We start from the raw sequence: 16,143 nt of genomic DNA, 5'->3' as shown, positions 1-16,143 counted from the left end.
ATGCCCTTGCTCTGGGTGCTGCGCGACGTCGTCGGCCTCACCGGCACGAAATTCGGCTGCGGGATCGCGCAATGCGGCGCGTGCACCGTGCATCTCGACGGCGTCGCCGCGCGCTCGTGCGTGCTGCCGGTCGCGGCCGTCGCGGGCCGCAAGATCACGACGATCGAAGCCGTCGGCGCGACGCCGGCCGGCCACAAGGTCCAGCAGGCGTGGCGCGAGCTCGACGTCGTCCAGTGCGGCTATTGCCAGTCGGGGCAGGTGATGGCCGCCACCGCGCTGATCGCATCGAACCCGAACCCGAGCGACGCCGACATCGACGCGGCGATGGCCGGCAACATCTGCCGCTGCGGCACGTACAACCGGATTCGCGCGGCCGTGAAGCAAGCCGCGAAGGAGGCGTGACATGTCTCGAGGACTGATCGAAGCAGGCAAGGTCGCTGGACAAGCCGCCGGCGCGGGCGTATCGCGCCGTTCGTTCCTCAAGCTCGGCATGTCGCTGGGCGCGGCGGCGGGGGGTGGCCTGCTGCTCGGTTTCAGCCTGCCGGCGGCAGGCGACGATGCGCGGCGCTCGGTGATCGGCGGTGACGCGGCCGAACCGGCGCAGCCCGGCGTGTTCGCGCCGAGCGCGTTCGTGCAGATCGACCGCGCCGGCAAGATCACGCTGGTGATGCCGAAGGTCGAGATGGGGCAGGGTGTCTATACGGCGCTGCCGATGCTGATCGCCGAGGAGCTCGAGGTACCGCTGTCGAGCGTGACGCTCGATCATGCGCCGCCGAACGAGAAACTGTTCACGGATCCGCTGCTCGGCGGCCAGCTCACCGGCGGCTCGACGTCGGTGCGCTACGCGTGGGAACCGATGCGCCGCGCGGGCGCGACCGCGCGCACGCTGCTGGTCTCGGCGGCCGCGAAGCAATGGAGCGTCGATCCGGCATCCTGCCGTGCGGTGAACGGCGAAGTGCAGCATCCGCCGAGCGGCCGGCGCGCATCGTACGGCCAGCTGGCCGACGCCGCGGCGAAGCTGCCGGTGCCGAAGGACGTCGTGCTGAAGAAGCCGGCGGATTTCAAGCTGATCGGTACGCCCGCGAAGCGCCTCGATTCGCCGGAGAAGGTCGACGGCACCGCGCAGTTCGGGCTCGACGTGCGCCTGCCCGGCATGCTGTACGCGGTGATCGTGAACAGCCCGGTGTTCGGCGGCACGGTCGCGAGCGTCGACGACACGGCCGCGAGGAAGATCCCCGGCGTGCGCCAGGTCGTGCGCGTCGACAACGCGGTGGCGGTGGTCGGCGATCACACGTGGGCCGCGAAGCGCGGTGCATCGGCGCTCGTCGTGAAGTGGAACGAGGGCGCGGGCGCGAAGGTGTCCACGAAGGACATCGTTGCCGACCTCGCGCAGGCGGCGGTGAGCGGCAAGGGCGCGGTCGCGCGCAAGGAAGGCGATGTCGGCCACGCGTTCGCAAACGCGAAGACGCGCGTCGACGCTGTCTACGAACAGCCGTTCCTCGCGCACGCGACGATGGAGCCGGTGAACTGCACGGTGCACGTGCGCGGCGACGGCTGCGAGATCTGGGTCGGCACCCAGGTGCCGACGCGCGCGGTTGACACCGTGCAGCAACTCACGGGCCTGTCGCCCGACAAGATCGTCGTGCACAACCACTTGCTCGGCGGCGGCTTCGGCCGGCGGCTCGAAACGGACATGATCGACCAGGCCGTGAAGGTCGGAAAACAGGTCAACGCGCCGGTGAAGGTGATCTGGACGCGCGAGGAAGACATCCAGCACGACATGTATCGGCCGTACTACTACGACAAGATTTCGGCCGGCCTCGACGCGAACGGCAAGCCGATCGCGTGGCAGCACCGGATCGTCGGCTCGTCGCTCATGGCGCGCTTCGCGCCGCCCGCGTTCCGAAATGGTATCGATCCTGACGCGGTCGAAGTCTCGGCTGATCTGCCGTACGACCTGCCGAACCAGCTCGTCGACTACGTGCGCCAGGAGCCGCGCCACGTGCCGACCGCGTTCTGGCGTGGCGTCGGGCCGACCCGGGGCACGTTCGTCGTCGAGAGCTTCATCGACGAACTGGCCGCGCAGACCAAGACCGACCCCGTGCAATACCGCCGTGCATTGCTCGGCAAGGCGCCGCGCGCGCTGAATGTGCTCGACGTCGCGACGAAGGCGGCCGGCTGGGGCCCGTCGCTGCCGAAGGGGCAGGGGCGCGGCGTGTCTGTGATGTATGCATTCGGCACTTTCTTCTCAATGGTAGTCGACGTCGCGGTGGATAACGGCGAGGTGCAGGTCAAGCGCGTCGTGTGCGCGGTCGATTGCGGCATGTCCGTCAACCCGAACACGATCGAGGCGCAAGTGCAGGGCGGCATCATCTTCGGGATCACGGGCGCGCTGTACGGCGAGATCACGATCGAGGACGGCCGTGTCGTGCAGAGCAATTTCACCGATTACCGGATGCTGCGGATCAACGAGACACCGCCGATCGAGGTGCATCTGGTGAAAAGCGGCGAAGCGCCGGGCGGGATCGGCGAACCGGGCACGGCCGCGACGGCCGCGGCATTGTCGAACGCGATCTTCGCGGCGACCGGCAAGCGGCTGCGCAAGCTGCCGGTCGGCGATCAGCTGAAGACGGCTTGAGGGGAGGCGACGATCATGCGAAACCTCGCCCTGAATACGTTCCGTGCATCGCTGCTCGCGCTGTCCGCCATGCTGGCCGGCCCGGCCGCGCAGGCCGCGCAGACGGCACCGGCCGACAGCGCGCTCGTCGCTCGCGGCGCATACCTCGCGAAAGCGGGCGACTGCGTCGCGTGCCACACCGCGCCGCGCGGCACGCCGTTCGCCGGCGGCCTGAAGATGGTCACGCCGATGGGCGCGATCTACACGACCAACATCACGCCCGATCCGGAAACGGGCATCGGCGGCTATACGGAAGCCGAGTTCGCCGGCGCGCTGCGCAAGGGCGTCGCGAAGGACGGTCACAACCTGTATCCGGCGATGCCGTATCCGTCGTACGCGAAGCTGAAGGACGAGGACGTCAAGGCGCTGTACGCGTACTTCATGCACGGCGTCGAACCGGTGAAGCAGGCGAACCGGCCGTCCGACATCCCGTGGCCGCTCAACATGCGCTGGCCGCTCGCGTTGTGGAACATGGTGTTCCTCGACACGACGCCTTACGCCGACAAGCCGGCCAAGGACGCGATGTGGAACCGCGGCGCGTACCTCGTGCAGGGGCTCGGGCACTGCGGGTCGTGCCACACGCCGCGCGGCGTCGGCTTCCAGGAGAAGGCGCTCGACGAAGGCGGCGCGGCGTTCCTGTCGGGTGCGCCGATCGACAACTGGTTCGCATCGAACCTGACCGGCGAGCCCAACACGGGGCTCGGCCGCTGGAACGAGGCCGAGGTCGCGCAGTTCCTGAAGACCGGCGCGAACCGCCATGCGACCGCGTTCGGTTCGATGGTGAGCGTGATCAACCACAGCACGCAGGCACTCACGGACGACGATCTGGCGGCAATCTCCCGTTACCTGAAATCGCTGCCGGCGGCAGGCGGCACGGGGGCGCCGCCGTACCGCTACGATCCGAAGGCGACGCAGGTCGCGCTGGGCCGGCCGGCAGCCGATCCGGGCGCGAAGGTGTATAACGCTTACTGCCTGCATTGCCACGGGGTGGACGGACGCGGTTATGCGCCGCTGCTCGCGCCGCTCGCCGGCAATCCGAACGTGCTCGAGGCCGATGCGTCGTCGCTGATCAACGTGACGCTGAACGGCAGCGACACGCTCGTGATCGGTGGCGTGCCGTCCGCGTATCCGATGCCGGCGTTCTCGAACCAGCTGAACGACCAGCAGATCGCCGACGTGCTGACCTTCATGCGCGCCGGCTGGAACAACGGTGCGCCGGCCGTGCAGGCGGCGGACGTGGCGAAACTCCGTAAGGAGACGGCGAACAACCACTGAATGGCTGAGTCACTGTAAGGCGCCCTGAAGTGATCGGTATTCCCGTTGACCGAGATCGACGGGGCCGGTCACGAGACATAGTAATCGTACGCAATGCTAATGGATTGCAGGAAGACGAGATCCTGTACGCAATTCAGCATGTCCGCTTCGTAGGCGGCGTCGGTCTCATGCGAGTCGGTGTGCCATGTCCGCACGCGGTTGCCCGCGAGCGAATTCGGGGATGCACAGTGCTTCTACTCTCCGAGGGGGCGATGGCGGCCGCGGGACTTCTACCATTCGCGGCAGCCGGGTGGGGTGATCACGTCGACCGCAGGTTGGCCCAATCACGGCCGAGAATATCGAATAGCCCGTCGTATATCGTTGAGCAGTTCGGCCGGACCGTTGCCATCAGCAACATCCTATACGCCGGTAGAATTCGAGTCGTTCTCTATAGGCTGATCAACGGGCGGCAGCCCCATTTCGGGTAGTACGGCTCGGTTGCCGTCAGCAATCTCGACCACGGATCGAGTTTTTACACCCGCCCGAGGAAACGCGGACACCGAGTCACACGTATTCCGTTTGCGCAAAAATTGGCTTGCCGTTTCGTCGTCGTGGGCATGTTCCGTAAAACATCTCCGACAACGCTCTCGGCTGCGTCGAGGATGACTATCAAGCTAGGCGAATCAGTGCTTCGTTAGTGTGGTGTTCTGTGGGCGTCGAGCGATTGTGCACCGAACGAATCGGGATTACTGATCTGATGCAGCATGTAGATTCCGGTGGACGCTTTGATTACCACGCCAACACACAGCACGCCAGCGAGGACGGGAGAGATCGTCGCCAAGCATGGCAGTGAAAAACCAACGGTAATGGCGCTGATTCCGCATGCGAATGCAAGGATTCGGATCGCAACTACATACCTGGAAAACGCGCCGATGATCAGCGCAAGCCAGATTGCGCGCGCGACAATCATGGGAGCGAGTTCACTCTCATTCTGCATATAGATCGCGTCGAGCAGAGATTCAACGCAGAAGAACAGCGTGAGTGCAATGAGTAACCAAATTTCGTATATGCGGAATACGGTCTTTGTGGTTTTCATTCCCATGCCTGACAAGATGTTGGGATATGGCAAGGTACCAATACGGATTGTGATTGACTATTGTGCAAATGTTCTGTTGAACATATCCTAAAGAATTGTGTGATATATACCATCGTATATCCGTGAGAGAGGATGGTTTGGGGCAATCGACCTCGACGCTGGTTTGGTTGTTGACGAATTGAGTTTTCGACGTGGACGTATATAAATCGTGAGCAACGAATCTTATGATTCACGTGGTCAGCGAGAAAGCACTAGGAAGCTCGAAGGCTGATTTGTCTATCCATTGTTGAAACTAGGGAACCAGCATGAAAAATACATTTACCTCAATTCTCGCGATCACTTGCCTGGCATTTTGCGTCAACGCATCTGCAGAGAGAGGTCCGGATACGGGCTACGTTCCGGCTGTCGTGACGGGCACTGCGCATGCGGCAAATCCTCGGAAAGAACAGCGCGCAGCGGATCGCCTATTGGCCAAGAAGGTGCGGCGCGCTCTGTCGGCTACGCCGCACCTTGCGTCGTCAGACATTACCGTGCTTGCTCGACACGGCATCGTGACGCTGATCGGCCACGTCGATGAGGAAGCTCAGATTCAGCTCGCAGAAGCGAGTGCGCGCCAAGTCGTCGGTGTCACGTCGGTAACCAACAATCTGAATATCGGCATCGAGACTCGGAATTGAACAACGTTTGCTTTTGCCAGTGATGTCGTTCAAAAACGACATCGTTGTATTCGAGACCGGGTCCGCGGGAGCGAACCCGGCTGCACGCCTGGCAGGTATTCAGTTCAACACAGGTTCATTTGGTTGCAGGAACCTGGAGCCGCTGCCCGGCGAAATGGCACCTGACGCACAGCCTCAAATTCGGGCTGGACTTGCTGTCCGCGGGCATCGCGAGCGAAGACCCGCTGTGGCTGTTTTCGACGTCGTGAGCGCGCGAGGATGTCGTCCGGCCGTCCACGCAGGTATTCGATAGATTTCGCTGCACGCAATTGTTCGCGCCACCACTCATTGCGCTCGTCTTACCTTGTCAAACTCCACGCCCGGGCAAGGTCTCGCGTCTCGCGATGGGTTGTGACGTGGTGCGGATACACGTCACGTTGGCAGACGGATGTCGGACCGAAGCCGGGTGGCGTTTTCGCGCGACAATGAATTAATGACTTAACACCATCGTATGTGACATTGACTCCCGCGAGGTAATGGAGTGAGCGGCCGCTGTTCCATAGACTGGATTCGTGTTTCTTCACTCACGAATCCAGGAGAAAAGTATGGACCGAATCCTGCAGGCAATGTCGATCTTCACTCACATCGCGCGCGTCGGCAGCTTTACAGCGGCGGCTGAAATTGCGGGTATGAGCGCTGGATCGGCCAGCACCCTTGTTCGCCAACTGGAAGCCCACCTCGGCGTGACATTAATGCAGCGCTCCACTCGCTGTATTCGATTGACGGCAGAAGGCAGTCAGTATTTCGAGCATTGTGAGAGGATACTGAGCGAAATTTGCGAAATGAAGGAGCAGCTCAGTGGGACGGGTAAGATTGCGCGCGGCCACCTGACTGTGGACGTCGACCAGGAAGTGGCCCATGCGATTCTGCCTTTTGTCCCGGAATTCAAGGCGGCATTCCCGGAGGTGGCGCTGCGCATCAACGTCGGAGGCGATCCGGACGGTTTGATTGCCAACGGCGTCGACTGCGCTGTCGTGGTTGGCCAACTCGCGGATTCGTCTCTCCGCAGTCGGCGCGTCGGTAGCTTTCACGCGCTGACGGTTGCGAGCCCTTCGTATCTCGCGCGGCATGGGATACCGCGGGATCCGGAAGGGCTGCGAGATCACGAGATAATTCATTACACGCCACGACGCTTCGGGCCGACGCGCGAATTTCGATACATGGTCGGAGGAGAGGAGGTGCGTCTGAAGTTCCCCGAGCGCATCTCTGTAAACGATGCCGGATCCGCGATTCGTTATGCGGTCGGCGGAGTCGGAGTCGTTCAAGTTTGCGAGCGAATGGTATCAGAAGAAATTTCCGCCGGTCGACTGGTAAGCATCCTCGAAGAGAACTCTCCTCCGCCGCAGCCGATCTCGGTTCTCTATAGCGATCGAAAGCATGTTCCCATGTCCGTCAGGGCGTTTCTTGATTGGATCCAGGAACAACTTCAGCGGCAGGGTGCGGAGGATTCGCGGGTGCAGATATCGGCGCAGGCTGAATCATTTGATGCGCCCCTTCGTAGGGTTGTCGGCATGAGCCATATGGGTGCGTTGCCCATTCGGCATGTTGGCCACGACGCATTGGTGCATCGTATGTGATGGACATGGGCAAGCGTTGAGGCCGGATGGATTGTGACGGGTGTTGATCTCGTGTGCCGTGAGAGGCTGACCGCCTTGCGGGCGGCCGTCGGCGGCTTCTGCGCCGCCTCATCGTTTCATCGGATAACGCCGAGGGTAGCGCTCATACATACGTATAGTTACCGTGATCTCGACCGCGAACTACCATTCGCATGGGGCATCGACGCTGGGCGCCGAATTTGCGCCATCCTTAAGGCATGGAGGTAAGGAACGTTGCTCTTATGGCAAATCAATCAGTAGTTTCAATTATCGACGACGATCAATCAGTTCGTAGAGCAACCGGCAGTCTTGTGCGTTCGCTCGGGTGGGAAGTCAGAACCTACGAATCGGGGGAAGAGTTCCTGAGTGCAGAACGAATCGCGGACGTTGCGTGTATCATTTCGGACGTGCAAATGCCCGGTATCTCGGGGTTGGAAATGTACGAGATGCTGCTTGAAAGAGGCGTAGCTCCTCCTGTCATTTTCATTACATCGTTTCCATCCGAAGCCACTCACAGGCAGGCGATGAAGCTTGGCGCGATTTGCGTTTTCAGCAAACCTGTTGATCCGGTTCAGATCGAACTTCGCCTCGACGACATCGCCTCACCGAGTGCATGAAGTTGATCCTCAGGATATCGTTTTGAAGCAAAAGGTCATATGGATGATGATCGTCGCAGGAGCGAAAGCAGCACCATAAGTGCGGGATTTGCGTCGCGCTCTGATGCGAACATGGGGGCCGCGAAATTCAGCGACAATGAGGAAGATGTCTTGGAGAGAAGACAGCGGGTCGTCTACCTCATTGCTACGCTCCTCGCCGTTTGTATCTTTATCGCCGATGCATTCACGCCAATCGATGTTGCGGTGGCTGTTCTTTACGTTGTCGTGATACTACTAGTCGCGTCGGTCGCGTCCCAGGCCGTGACCGTTGTAGTGGCATGGTCATGCGTTTCCATGACTGTCCTGGGTTTTCTGCTTGCACAAAGCGATCAAACGGCGATCAGTTCCCTGGCGCGTTGCGGGCTGAGCGTGCTAGCCATCGTAACGGTGTCTGCTTTGGCGCTGCGCAACCAGAGCAATCGACTCACCCTCCAGAAGCAGATCGATCTGCTCAACCTTACTCACGATGCGGTCGTCGTGTGCGGACTGGACGGTCTTATCAGTTTTTGGAGTCGCGGTGCCGAGCGTCTTTACGGCTGGAGCGCAGCCGAAGCAGCGGGCAAGGCGTTCCATGAACTCACTGCCACGGAATCGCAACTGCCGGCGGCCGATCTGTTAAGCAGAGCCATAGAGGATGGTAGCTGGCAGGGGGAGTTCACGCGAACCTGCAAGAACCGCGCGAGAATCATCATCTCCAGTCGCTGGACGATATCGAGAGATAAATCGGGCGAACCCGTTGCGGTTCTTTCAACTGACAGCGATGTCACTCAAGCGAGATTCCTGGAAGCCGAATTGCGGCAGCAGAAGGAAGAGTTGATCGCGACGATCGATGCTATTCCGAGCATGGTTTGGAGTACATCCAACGACGGTCGCATCGTTTATTTGAACCGTCGTTGGTCGGATTACGGCGTCAAGGTTGCCAGTGACAAGGACGTCTGGCGCGACATTATCCATGCCGAAGATATCGGCGTGCTGGAAGCCGCTTGGCGTCAAGGAATTTCCGCCGGAAGTAGCTTTGAAGTGACCGTGCGTGTGCGGTTGGGCAACGGTGACTATCGGTGCATGATGATCGGCGCGGCACCGATGCGTGACGCTAATGGCGAGATCGTTCGATGGTACGGCGTCAATACGGACATTGAAGAGCGCAGGCTCGCGGAGCAGGCTCTTGAGCGCTCTAGGGCGGAGCTTGCTCACGTGACTCGTCTGACGATGCTTGGTGAACTTGCCGCATCGATCGCACATGAGGTCACGCAGCCGCTTGCCGCAATCGTGACAGCGGGCGAGGCGGGCATGCGTTGGATCAAGCGCTCGCCTCCCGACTTCACCGAGGTTCAGTACGCGCTCGGGCAAATGACTCACGATGCGAGGCGTGCGACGCAGGTCATTCATCAGATCCGCTCGATGGCGCAACGGCGGGATCCGGATATGATGTCAATCGACCTCGTTGCCGTGATCGAACAGTCGGTGGATCTGGTGCGACGAGAACTGCAAAGTCACCAGGCCGAAGTGTCGCTGTCGTTTTCGCAGTCGGTGCTCTGGATTACTGGCGATCGAGTGCAAATTCAGCAAGTCGTCATCAACCTGCTGATGAATGCAATTCAAGCGATGGCCGTTGTGACGGATCGCACGCGAAGGCTGAGTGTTTCAGTTCAGCGATACGAGGGCGACAAGACGCTCATTGCGATCGAGGATTCCGGGCACGGCATTAGCGAAGCAGATGCGAGTATGTTGTTCACGCCATTTTTCACAACTAAAAAGGAGGGGATGGGAATGGGGCTGTCGATTTGCCGATCGATTGTCGAGGCGCATGGTGGCCGTATCTGGGCCGAATCCCGGGGGAATAACGGTGCGACCATGTGGTTTGTTTTGCCCATTAACGGTGGGGGTGTCCATGAGTGAGGCGACACCACAGGTAGTGAAGCAATCGATCGCTTATGTTGTCGACGACGACGATTCCATGCGGTCGGCGCTCGGCATGTTGCTTCGGTCTGTTGGGCTGCGAGTCGAGCTATTCAGTTCGGCGCAAGAATTCCTCGCCTTCGACAAGCCGGACGTATCCAGTTGCCTTATTCTCGATGTGCGGCTCAAGGGGCAGAGCGGGCTCGTGTTGCAGGAGCAGATCGTTGCCGGCGACATGGGGTTGCCTATCATCTTTATCACGGCGCATGGTGACGTTGCCATGTCGGTCAAGGCGATGAAGAATGGTGCGCTGGATTTTCTTTCGAAGCCGTTTCGCGATCAGGAAATGTTGGACGCAGTGGAGGGGGCGCTACTGAAACACGAGGCTCGTCGCAGGACGGATGGACGGGTTGCGGAGGTGAGACGTCGCTATGAATCGCTGACCCCGCGTGAGCGGGAAGTCATGGGCTTCGTCGTGCGGGGGTTATTGAACAAACAGATTGCTGCGGAAATGGATTTGAGCGAGATCACCGTCAAGATTCATCGCGGGAATGCGATGCGCAAGATGGAAGTTCGCTCGCTGGCCGAGTTGGTGCTCGGGGCAAAACTGCTGGGTATTGCTCCCGCTGACGACTAAGTCGACACGCCGCGTGCCGGATATCGCTTGTCGATCATTCACGCCGCTAGGCGGCATGATTCAAATGCACATAGGCGATGATAATGTGGAAACGTAGCGCGGTTGCGCGGTGTTTCGGAGTTGAGCCCGCCTGCGGAGCGGGCCTTATTTCCTAGCGATTGACCAAGTGCTTCGGTAATAAGAGTGTGAGAATTAGCCCGAATAGAAGGCATGCGATGATGCAATAGATCGCCGGTACGAAGCTGCCCGAGGACTGTTTCAATAAGCCCACGACATAGGGGCCGAAGAAGCCGCCTATATTGCCTATTGCGCTGATCCACGCGATGCCGCTCGCGGCATTGCGGGGGGAGAGGACGGCAGTTGGCATACCCCAGAATATTGGGGGGATGGACAATAATCCCGCGTTGGCAATACAGAGCGCCGCAATGCTCAGCCAAAGCGTGCCGTGCCAGACAAGTGCGAGAGTCAGACCTGCGGCGGCCATCAGGAATAATGCGGCGACGAGCAGCCTGCGCTCCCTGCGACTATCGGCCTTCCGACCGGCAATTATCATTACGATAACGGCAACCGCATTGGGCAGCGCGGCGAGGAGCCCGATCAAGGAATTACGCTCTACACCGAGCGATTTGATGATGGTTGGCGCCCAGAGTGTGTAGCCGTAAATTCCAAAAACATCGAGAAAATAAATAATTCCAAAAATCCAGAAAATCTTGCTTGAAAAGATATTGTTCTGATTTATTGATGCGGCTATTGACTTGTCCTCTTCAAGCGCGCTAATAAGGTAGTTACGATCTGATTCGGATCGGTGGTTTCCTTGGGTGACGTCGTCTTCCAGATATTTCCAGCACATGATAGCGGCGACGAAGGCTGGAATTGCCTCGATGATCAACATCCACTTCCAGCCGGCGAGGCTCAGAAGACTATCGAGATATTCCATGATGAATCCACTCATGGGGGATCCAATCAGGCCAGCCATTGGGAGTGCCGTATAGAATATGGACAAAATTCGTGCTCTGTGGAAGCGCGGGAACGACTGAGAAATATAATATACGACACCCGGAACGAGGCCGGCCTCCGTTACTCCGAGGAGGTAACGCATGACATAGAACTGCTTTGGTGTGGCAATCAATGTGGTTAGAGCCGAGACGATCGCCCACGCCAATATAATGCGTGTCAGCCATCGTTTTGCCCCGACCTTCTGCAATAGCATGTTGCTCGGAACTTCAAATAGTACATAGCCCAACGCGAATGTGCCCGCACCAAAACCGAAAACGGCATCGGTAAATCCCAGGTCCTGGCTAAGCTGAAGTTTAGCGAAACTTACGTTGACGCGATCAATATAGGACGCAAGATACGCAAACATAAAGATCGGCAGAACTCGCAGCGCGAGTCGCTTGAAAATGCGATCGGCTCTGGCTGCATCGACCGTGGTAATCACGGGCAAGGAATCGGATATTCCCGTAGCGTTCAATTCCAAGTGGTGCTCCCGAGGGTCGAATAAGATGTCGTATGTCAGTTGTTGCAACAGACTCGGTAACGCGGTATCGGCGTGCCTCGTGATCCGATCGAGAACGGATGTCTGTATGTGATCCTTGTCACCACATTCTCAGACTGAATCCGTGTTCAGAGAATCGAGGGCCTGATGGGCGATTGTCATGCGGGGATGTGCTGGGCCATACATAAGGTAGCGTCGCTGTCGGCTGATAGCACACCAATAAAGTATGTGCCATGGTGAACAATAGGGCATGACGTTCGAGTCCTTAAGGACGGCAACCAGACCGTGCAACAATCGTAAGGCTAGTGGATTTTACTGGATCTTGGTGCACATTGGTTTGCGATCTTTGCTGCTTAGTACGATTTTCCTTAGGGCGCTTTCGACCACATCAGCAACGCAGGCATCGTTCCAATCCTTGCCGTGTATTAATGTTGGCTTGATGGTCGAAATCACAGCGTGCTGCATGGCTTACTTGAATGTGTCGACGAGTCGCCGGCGATCGCTGACGGCTCAATTTGTGCGTCGGACTCCCGTACTGTTGGAACGACGGATGCAGGAGCGAAGGGTACAAGGCGTGGAATGTGTGGGGCTTGACGCGGAGTCGTGCCATCACATGGGCGGCAGGACGTCAGCTATGTTATGAGCGTGACGCATCCTTTTCGATTCTCGGATTGTACGTATCTGACGAGTACGACCCAACAAGCCGAATAACGACTGCGCGCCAGACATGGGTCGATGATCGAAGCGACTAGACTGAGGCCGGCCTGTGCGCTGCGGGGGTGGATCGAAGCGATCGCTGGCGGGCTTATACCTAGGTATGTACGATGCGAAACCAACGTAAACACTGGCTGCTTCCTTTCGACGATATATCAACCATGCGATTGGATATAGAGTATCGAAGGATGCAGATAAAGGAAATTGTAGTTCGTGATTTTATTCTGGTATCCAAAATAACTTACCGTCACGACTTGTGAGTGCGCGAGAGTTCCTCTTCGTGGACACCGATGTATGAGGTCATTTCGTTGATGGGGGGGCTCGTGCTTGCTTCGAGTCGCACACGATCAATCGGACGGGCAATTTTCGGAGTTGATAATGTCTGACGTAAAGCACTACGAATATCTCTTTCTCGGTGGCGGAAAGGGGGGGAAAACTCTCGCGATGGATATGGCGCGCCAGGGGAGGCGCGTAGCACTCATCGAGCGCGGAATGATCGGCGGGTCGTGCATCAATGTCGCCTGCATTCCAAGCAAAACGTTGATTCAAAACGCTCGGCAGGTTCACGGATGGCGCGAAGCGGCCGGTGATGCATCGATCATGGCCGATATGGCGAACGTGTCCGAAAATGTGCGCGGTGTCGTCGACGGCATGATAAAGATCAATCGTGCGGCCTTCGAAAAGTCTGGTCTGGATCTGATCACCGGCACCGGTCGCTTCATTGCACCTCGTACGATCAGCGTCCGCACAGAAGACGGAAGCGAAGCAATCTACGAGGGCGAGAACGTTTACATCAATACGGGTACGGTTGCTCAGATTCCGAACGTGCCCGGCTTGCGCGACGCGCAGCCGCTGACCCATGTCGAAGCACTCCGCCTCGACGAACTTCCTGAGCATATCGTAGTGATTGGTGGCGGTTACATCGGTCTGGAAATGTCGCAGGCCTTTCGTCGGCTCGGGAGCGCTGTCACGCTGATCCACGATGCGCCGCGTGTCGCGATGCGAGAAGACGAGGATGTCAGCCGCGAAATCCAGCAAGCGCTCGAGGCGGACGGAATCAAGCTCGAACTCCAATCCCGAATTGCGAACGTTCGCGGGACAAGTGGCCAGCAAGTTACCATCGAGCTTGCTGATGGCCGTGTCGTCGAGGGGTCACACTTGCTAGTCACTACCGGTCGCAAGCCACAGACTGATGCAATTGGTCTCGACCTTGCGGGTGTGGAGGTGGATGGGCGCGGGATCATCAAGGTCGACGAAAAGCTGGCGACGACAGCCCCGCGCACATGGGCAATTGGCGAGATCGCGGGTACGCCGATGTTCACTCATGCGTCGTTTGATGACTATCGGGTGCTGAAGGCCGGCATCGAGGGGCGTTCCGTCAGTACTGCTAATCGTACGATCCCGTATGCACTCTTCATTGATCCGGAACTGGGTCGTGTCGGCCTGAACGAGGCCGATGCCAGGGCCGAGGGGATCTTAGTACGTGTCGCGAAGCTGCCCATGGCGGCGGTTCCTCGGGCCCGTACGAACGGGAACACGCGCGGTTTCATGAAGGCGCTGATTCACCCTGAGACTGATCGAATCCTCGGTTTTACGATGGTCGGTGCAGGTGCTGGCGATGTGACGACCGCCGTCCAGATGGCGATGCTTGGAGGCCTATCCTACCGAGCGGTTCGTGACTCGATTATCGCGCATCCGCTTTTGTCTGAAGGCCTCAATCTATTGTTTGCCACGCTCGACTGAATTGGCGAACAAGTTTGAAATGCCTGCTTTGCGCCCCAGAGTTCGTAAGGAAAGAGATGAGCGATTTTTCGCCCGATCAATAAAGAGAAGTATCGGGATGGAATTTTCTAAACCTAAGAGTCTGGGGCGTGGAAATTCGACAGAAGGTTATATTGGGCGTGCACAGGATCTGTGCTGTCGGAGGTGTCTGATAAGAGTGGTCCACTCGAGACTGTGGCAAGGTCAATAGTTCACCGATTACCTTTTGCTGAGTCGGTGAGTTAGAGCCTCTTGGTCGGATCTATCTCGCAGGCAAGTACCTTCCTGATCCAATGATAGTGAGGGATCTCGATGGAGTTGCCCCTGTAACTCAGGACACGCGGACACCGTTAGGTTGATGACACCGCATTACGCCTGAACTCGCGAGGCGAGCGGTATTTCAAGGCTTTGTGCGGGTGGCGCTCATTGTAGTGTTCAAACGCGATAGCCAGACGCGAGAGCGCTGTTGGTGCGTCAGACTTGTCCATATAGGCGACGTAATTGTCCTTCATGGTCTTCACGAACGATTCCGCCATGCCATTGCTCTGCGGCGAACGGACCGGTGTGGTCAGCGGCTCAAGACCCAGTTCGCGAGCGAAGCTGCGCGTGCGGTGGTCGATGTAGGCCGAGCCGTTGTCCGTCAGCCATTCAATGGGCTGCGCGGCCTGCGTGGTGCCGAAGCGCTGTTCGACGGCGGCCAGCATCACGTCGCGCACCACATCACCGCTATGCCCGCCGGTCGTTGCTGCCCAGCTAATCGCCTCGCGGTCGCAGCAGTCCAGCGCAAACGTCACGCGCAGCGGCGTACCATCGTCGCACCGAAACTCGAAGCCATCGGAGCACCAGCGGGTGTTGCTGCGGTCCACCGCAACGCGACCGTCATGTCGCCGCTTATCTCGCCGCACGCCAGGGCGGCGCAGCAGCAACTGATGCTCCCGCATGACCCGATACACGCGCTTGACGTTGATGCACGGCGCACCGCTCTGCTCCCGACTGCGGCGCAGCAGCGCCCAGACACGGCGGTAGCCGTAGGTGGGAAGGTGCGCCACATGGGCCTGAATCTCCTCGACCAGCCCGGCATCGTTGGTCACGCGGGCACGGCGACCATCGCGCCAGTCGGACGAGCGAGCTCGCTTCACCGCCACGGCAGAGCGCGCCACGCCGAGAACTTCGCAGACCGTCTTCATCGGTCGTCCCCCGGCAGCAAGGGCGAGCGCGCAATCAGGTTTTTTGAACGGCCCCATTCCACGGCTTCTTTCAGGATTTCGACCTCCAGCGTCTTCTTCCCAAGTAGCCGTTGCAGTTCCTTGATTTCCTTGATGGCGGCGGCCAGCTCAGATGCCGGCACAACGGTTTCGCCTGCCTTCACCGCCGCCAGACTGCCTTCCTGGTATTGCTTGCGCCAGCCGAACACTTGGTTGGCGTTGACGCCGTGCCGACGTGCAACGGCCGACACCGACGCTCCCGGCTCCAATGTTTCCTGCACGATGGCGATTTTTTCTTGCGCCGTGCGCCGACGACGGCGCTCCGGCTCGGTCAGAATTTCGATGCTTTCCACGTAATGACTAGGCTTACTGATAGGCACAAGACTATCCCTTATTTTAAGAGAGTCCTCGTGTCCTCAGATACGTGGGGTCGCTCCA

Annotated in this window: 12 protein-coding genes and 1 pseudogene; 9 read left to right on the top strand and 4 right to left on the bottom strand. The window is 59.0% G+C overall.

Features of this window, described 5'->3' with window-relative positions; genetic code table 11:
- From ABY44_RS23930 to ABY44_RS23920, 3 genes are all read left to right on the top strand, one after another.
- Nucleotides 1-402 (top strand): (2Fe-2S)-binding protein (locus tag ABY44_RS23930; protein WP_431642429.1); only part of this gene is annotated, 402 nt, incomplete at its 5' end.
- A 1-nt stretch (nucleotide 403) separates the two neighbouring features.
- Nucleotides 404-2,638 carry a xanthine dehydrogenase family protein molybdopterin-binding subunit gene (locus ABY44_RS23925; RefSeq protein WP_011546996.1) on the top strand — a complete coding sequence of 745 codons (2,235 nt, stop codon included), beginning with the start codon at nucleotides 404-406 and terminating at the stop codon, nucleotides 2,636-2,638.
- Nucleotides 2,639-2,653: 15 nt separating this feature from the next.
- Nucleotides 2,654-3,952, top strand: a complete 1,299-nt coding sequence (locus ABY44_RS23920) for a c-type cytochrome (RefSeq protein ID WP_011546997.1) — start codon at nucleotides 2,654-2,656, stop codon at nucleotides 3,950-3,952.
- A 439-nt stretch (nucleotides 3,953-4,391) separates the two neighbouring features.
- Here ABY44_RS23920 and ABY44_RS23915 read toward each other — a convergent pair.
- Together ABY44_RS23915 and ABY44_RS23910 are read right to left on the bottom strand one after the other, a co-directional pair.
- A pseudogene (locus tag ABY44_RS23915) lies at nucleotides 4,392-4,550 on the bottom strand (IS5/IS1182 family transposase); the annotation flags it as partial.
- 75 nt (nucleotides 4,551-4,625) lie between these two features.
- Entirely contained in the window at nucleotides 4,626-5,027 is a 402-nt protein-coding gene (locus tag ABY44_RS23910) for a hypothetical protein (protein WP_226161389.1), read from the bottom strand.
- A 305-nt stretch (nucleotides 5,028-5,332) separates the two neighbouring features.
- Between ABY44_RS23910 and ABY44_RS23905 the strand changes: the two genes are divergently transcribed.
- The 5 genes from ABY44_RS23905 (at nucleotide 5,333) to ABY44_RS23885 (ending at nucleotide 10,530) form a co-directional block, all read left to right on the top strand.
- The gene (locus tag ABY44_RS23905) at nucleotides 5,333-5,704 is read left to right on the top strand and encodes a BON domain-containing protein (protein ID WP_011546999.1); all 372 of its coding nucleotides are present in this window, start codon (nucleotides 5,333-5,335) and stop codon (nucleotides 5,702-5,704) included.
- A 584-nt stretch (nucleotides 5,705-6,288) separates the two neighbouring features.
- Nucleotides 6,289-7,320 carry a LysR family transcriptional regulator gene (locus tag ABY44_RS23900; protein WP_012339455.1) on the top strand — a complete coding sequence of 344 codons (1,032 nt, stop codon included), beginning with the start codon at nucleotides 6,289-6,291 and terminating at the stop codon, nucleotides 7,318-7,320.
- Between the two features lie 260 nt (nucleotides 7,321-7,580).
- Complete coding sequence (locus ABY44_RS23895) at nucleotides 7,581-7,955, top strand: response regulator transcription factor (protein WP_012339456.1); 375 nt, start codon at nucleotides 7,581-7,583, stop codon at nucleotides 7,953-7,955.
- Nucleotides 7,956-7,994: 39 nt separating this feature from the next.
- Nucleotides 7,995-9,893 (top strand): sensor histidine kinase, encoded by a 1,899-nt coding sequence (locus ABY44_RS23890; RefSeq protein ID WP_011547002.1) that lies wholly within the window; start codon nucleotides 7,995-7,997, stop codon nucleotides 9,891-9,893.
- Complete coding sequence (locus ABY44_RS23885) at nucleotides 9,886-10,530, top strand: response regulator transcription factor (protein ID WP_011547003.1); 645 nt, start codon at nucleotides 9,886-9,888, stop codon at nucleotides 10,528-10,530. The genes ABY44_RS23890 and ABY44_RS23885 overlap by 8 nt, the downstream gene beginning before the upstream one ends.
- A 151-nt stretch (nucleotides 10,531-10,681) precedes the next feature.
- Here the strand turns inward: ABY44_RS23885 and ABY44_RS23880 are convergent, their stop codons facing one another.
- Nucleotides 10,682-12,007, bottom strand: coding sequence for an MFS transporter (locus ABY44_RS23880; protein WP_011547004.1), 1,326 nt, complete (start codon nucleotides 12,005-12,007; stop codon nucleotides 10,682-10,684).
- A gap of 1,110 nt (nucleotides 12,008-13,117) precedes the next feature.
- On the opposite strand from ABY44_RS23880, the gene ABY44_RS23875 reads away from it, so the two are divergent.
- A complete protein-coding gene (locus ABY44_RS23875) occupies nucleotides 13,118-14,482 on the top strand; it encodes an FAD-dependent oxidoreductase (RefSeq protein WP_011694841.1) in 1,365 nt (454 codons plus the stop codon).
- A 368-nt stretch (nucleotides 14,483-14,850) separates the two neighbouring features.
- On the opposite strand, the gene ABY44_RS23870 is transcribed toward ABY44_RS23875, so the two are convergent.
- A protein-coding gene (locus tag ABY44_RS23870; RefSeq protein ID WP_166488176.1) for an IS3 family transposase occupies nucleotides 14,851-16,049 on the bottom strand; the annotation gives its coding sequence in 2 pieces (ribosomal slippage) (nucleotides 14,851-15,734 and nucleotides 15,734-16,049; 1,200 coding nt in all).
- Nucleotides 16,050-16,143 lie beyond the last annotated feature (94 nt).

The organism is Burkholderia sp. ZZQ-2, from assembly GCF_050768715.1.
Lineage (GTDB): Bacteria > Pseudomonadota > Gammaproteobacteria > Burkholderiales > Burkholderiaceae > Burkholderia > Burkholderia cepacia.
This window is presented reverse-complemented; position numbering and strand designations above follow the sequence as displayed.

Bases quoted from the DNA above. Each gene is read 5' to 3' on its own strand.
- ABY44_RS23925 (WP_011546996.1), top strand. From the start codon at position 404: ATGTCTCGAGGACTGATCGAAGCAGGCAAGGTCGCTGGACAAGCCGCC.
- ABY44_RS23920 (WP_011546997.1), top strand. From the start codon at position 2,654: ATGCGAAACCTCGCCCTGAATACGTTCCGTGCATCGCTGCTCGCGCTG.
- ABY44_RS23910 (WP_226161389.1), bottom strand. From the start codon at position 5,027: ATGAAAACCACAAAGACCGTATTCCGCATATACGAAATTTGGTTACTC.
- ABY44_RS23905 (WP_011546999.1), top strand. From the start codon at position 5,333: ATGAAAAATACATTTACCTCAATTCTCGCGATCACTTGCCTGGCATTT.
- ABY44_RS23900 (WP_012339455.1), top strand. From the start codon at position 6,289: ATGGACCGAATCCTGCAGGCAATGTCGATCTTCACTCACATCGCGCGC.
- ABY44_RS23895 (WP_012339456.1), top strand. From the start codon at position 7,581: ATGGCAAATCAATCAGTAGTTTCAATTATCGACGACGATCAATCAGTT.
- ABY44_RS23890 (WP_011547002.1), top strand. From the start codon at position 7,995: ATGGATGATGATCGTCGCAGGAGCGAAAGCAGCACCATAAGTGCGGGA.
- ABY44_RS23885 (WP_011547003.1), top strand. From the start codon at position 9,886: ATGAGTGAGGCGACACCACAGGTAGTGAAGCAATCGATCGCTTATGTT.
- ABY44_RS23875 (WP_011694841.1), top strand. From the start codon at position 13,118: ATGTCTGACGTAAAGCACTACGAATATCTCTTTCTCGGTGGCGGAAAG.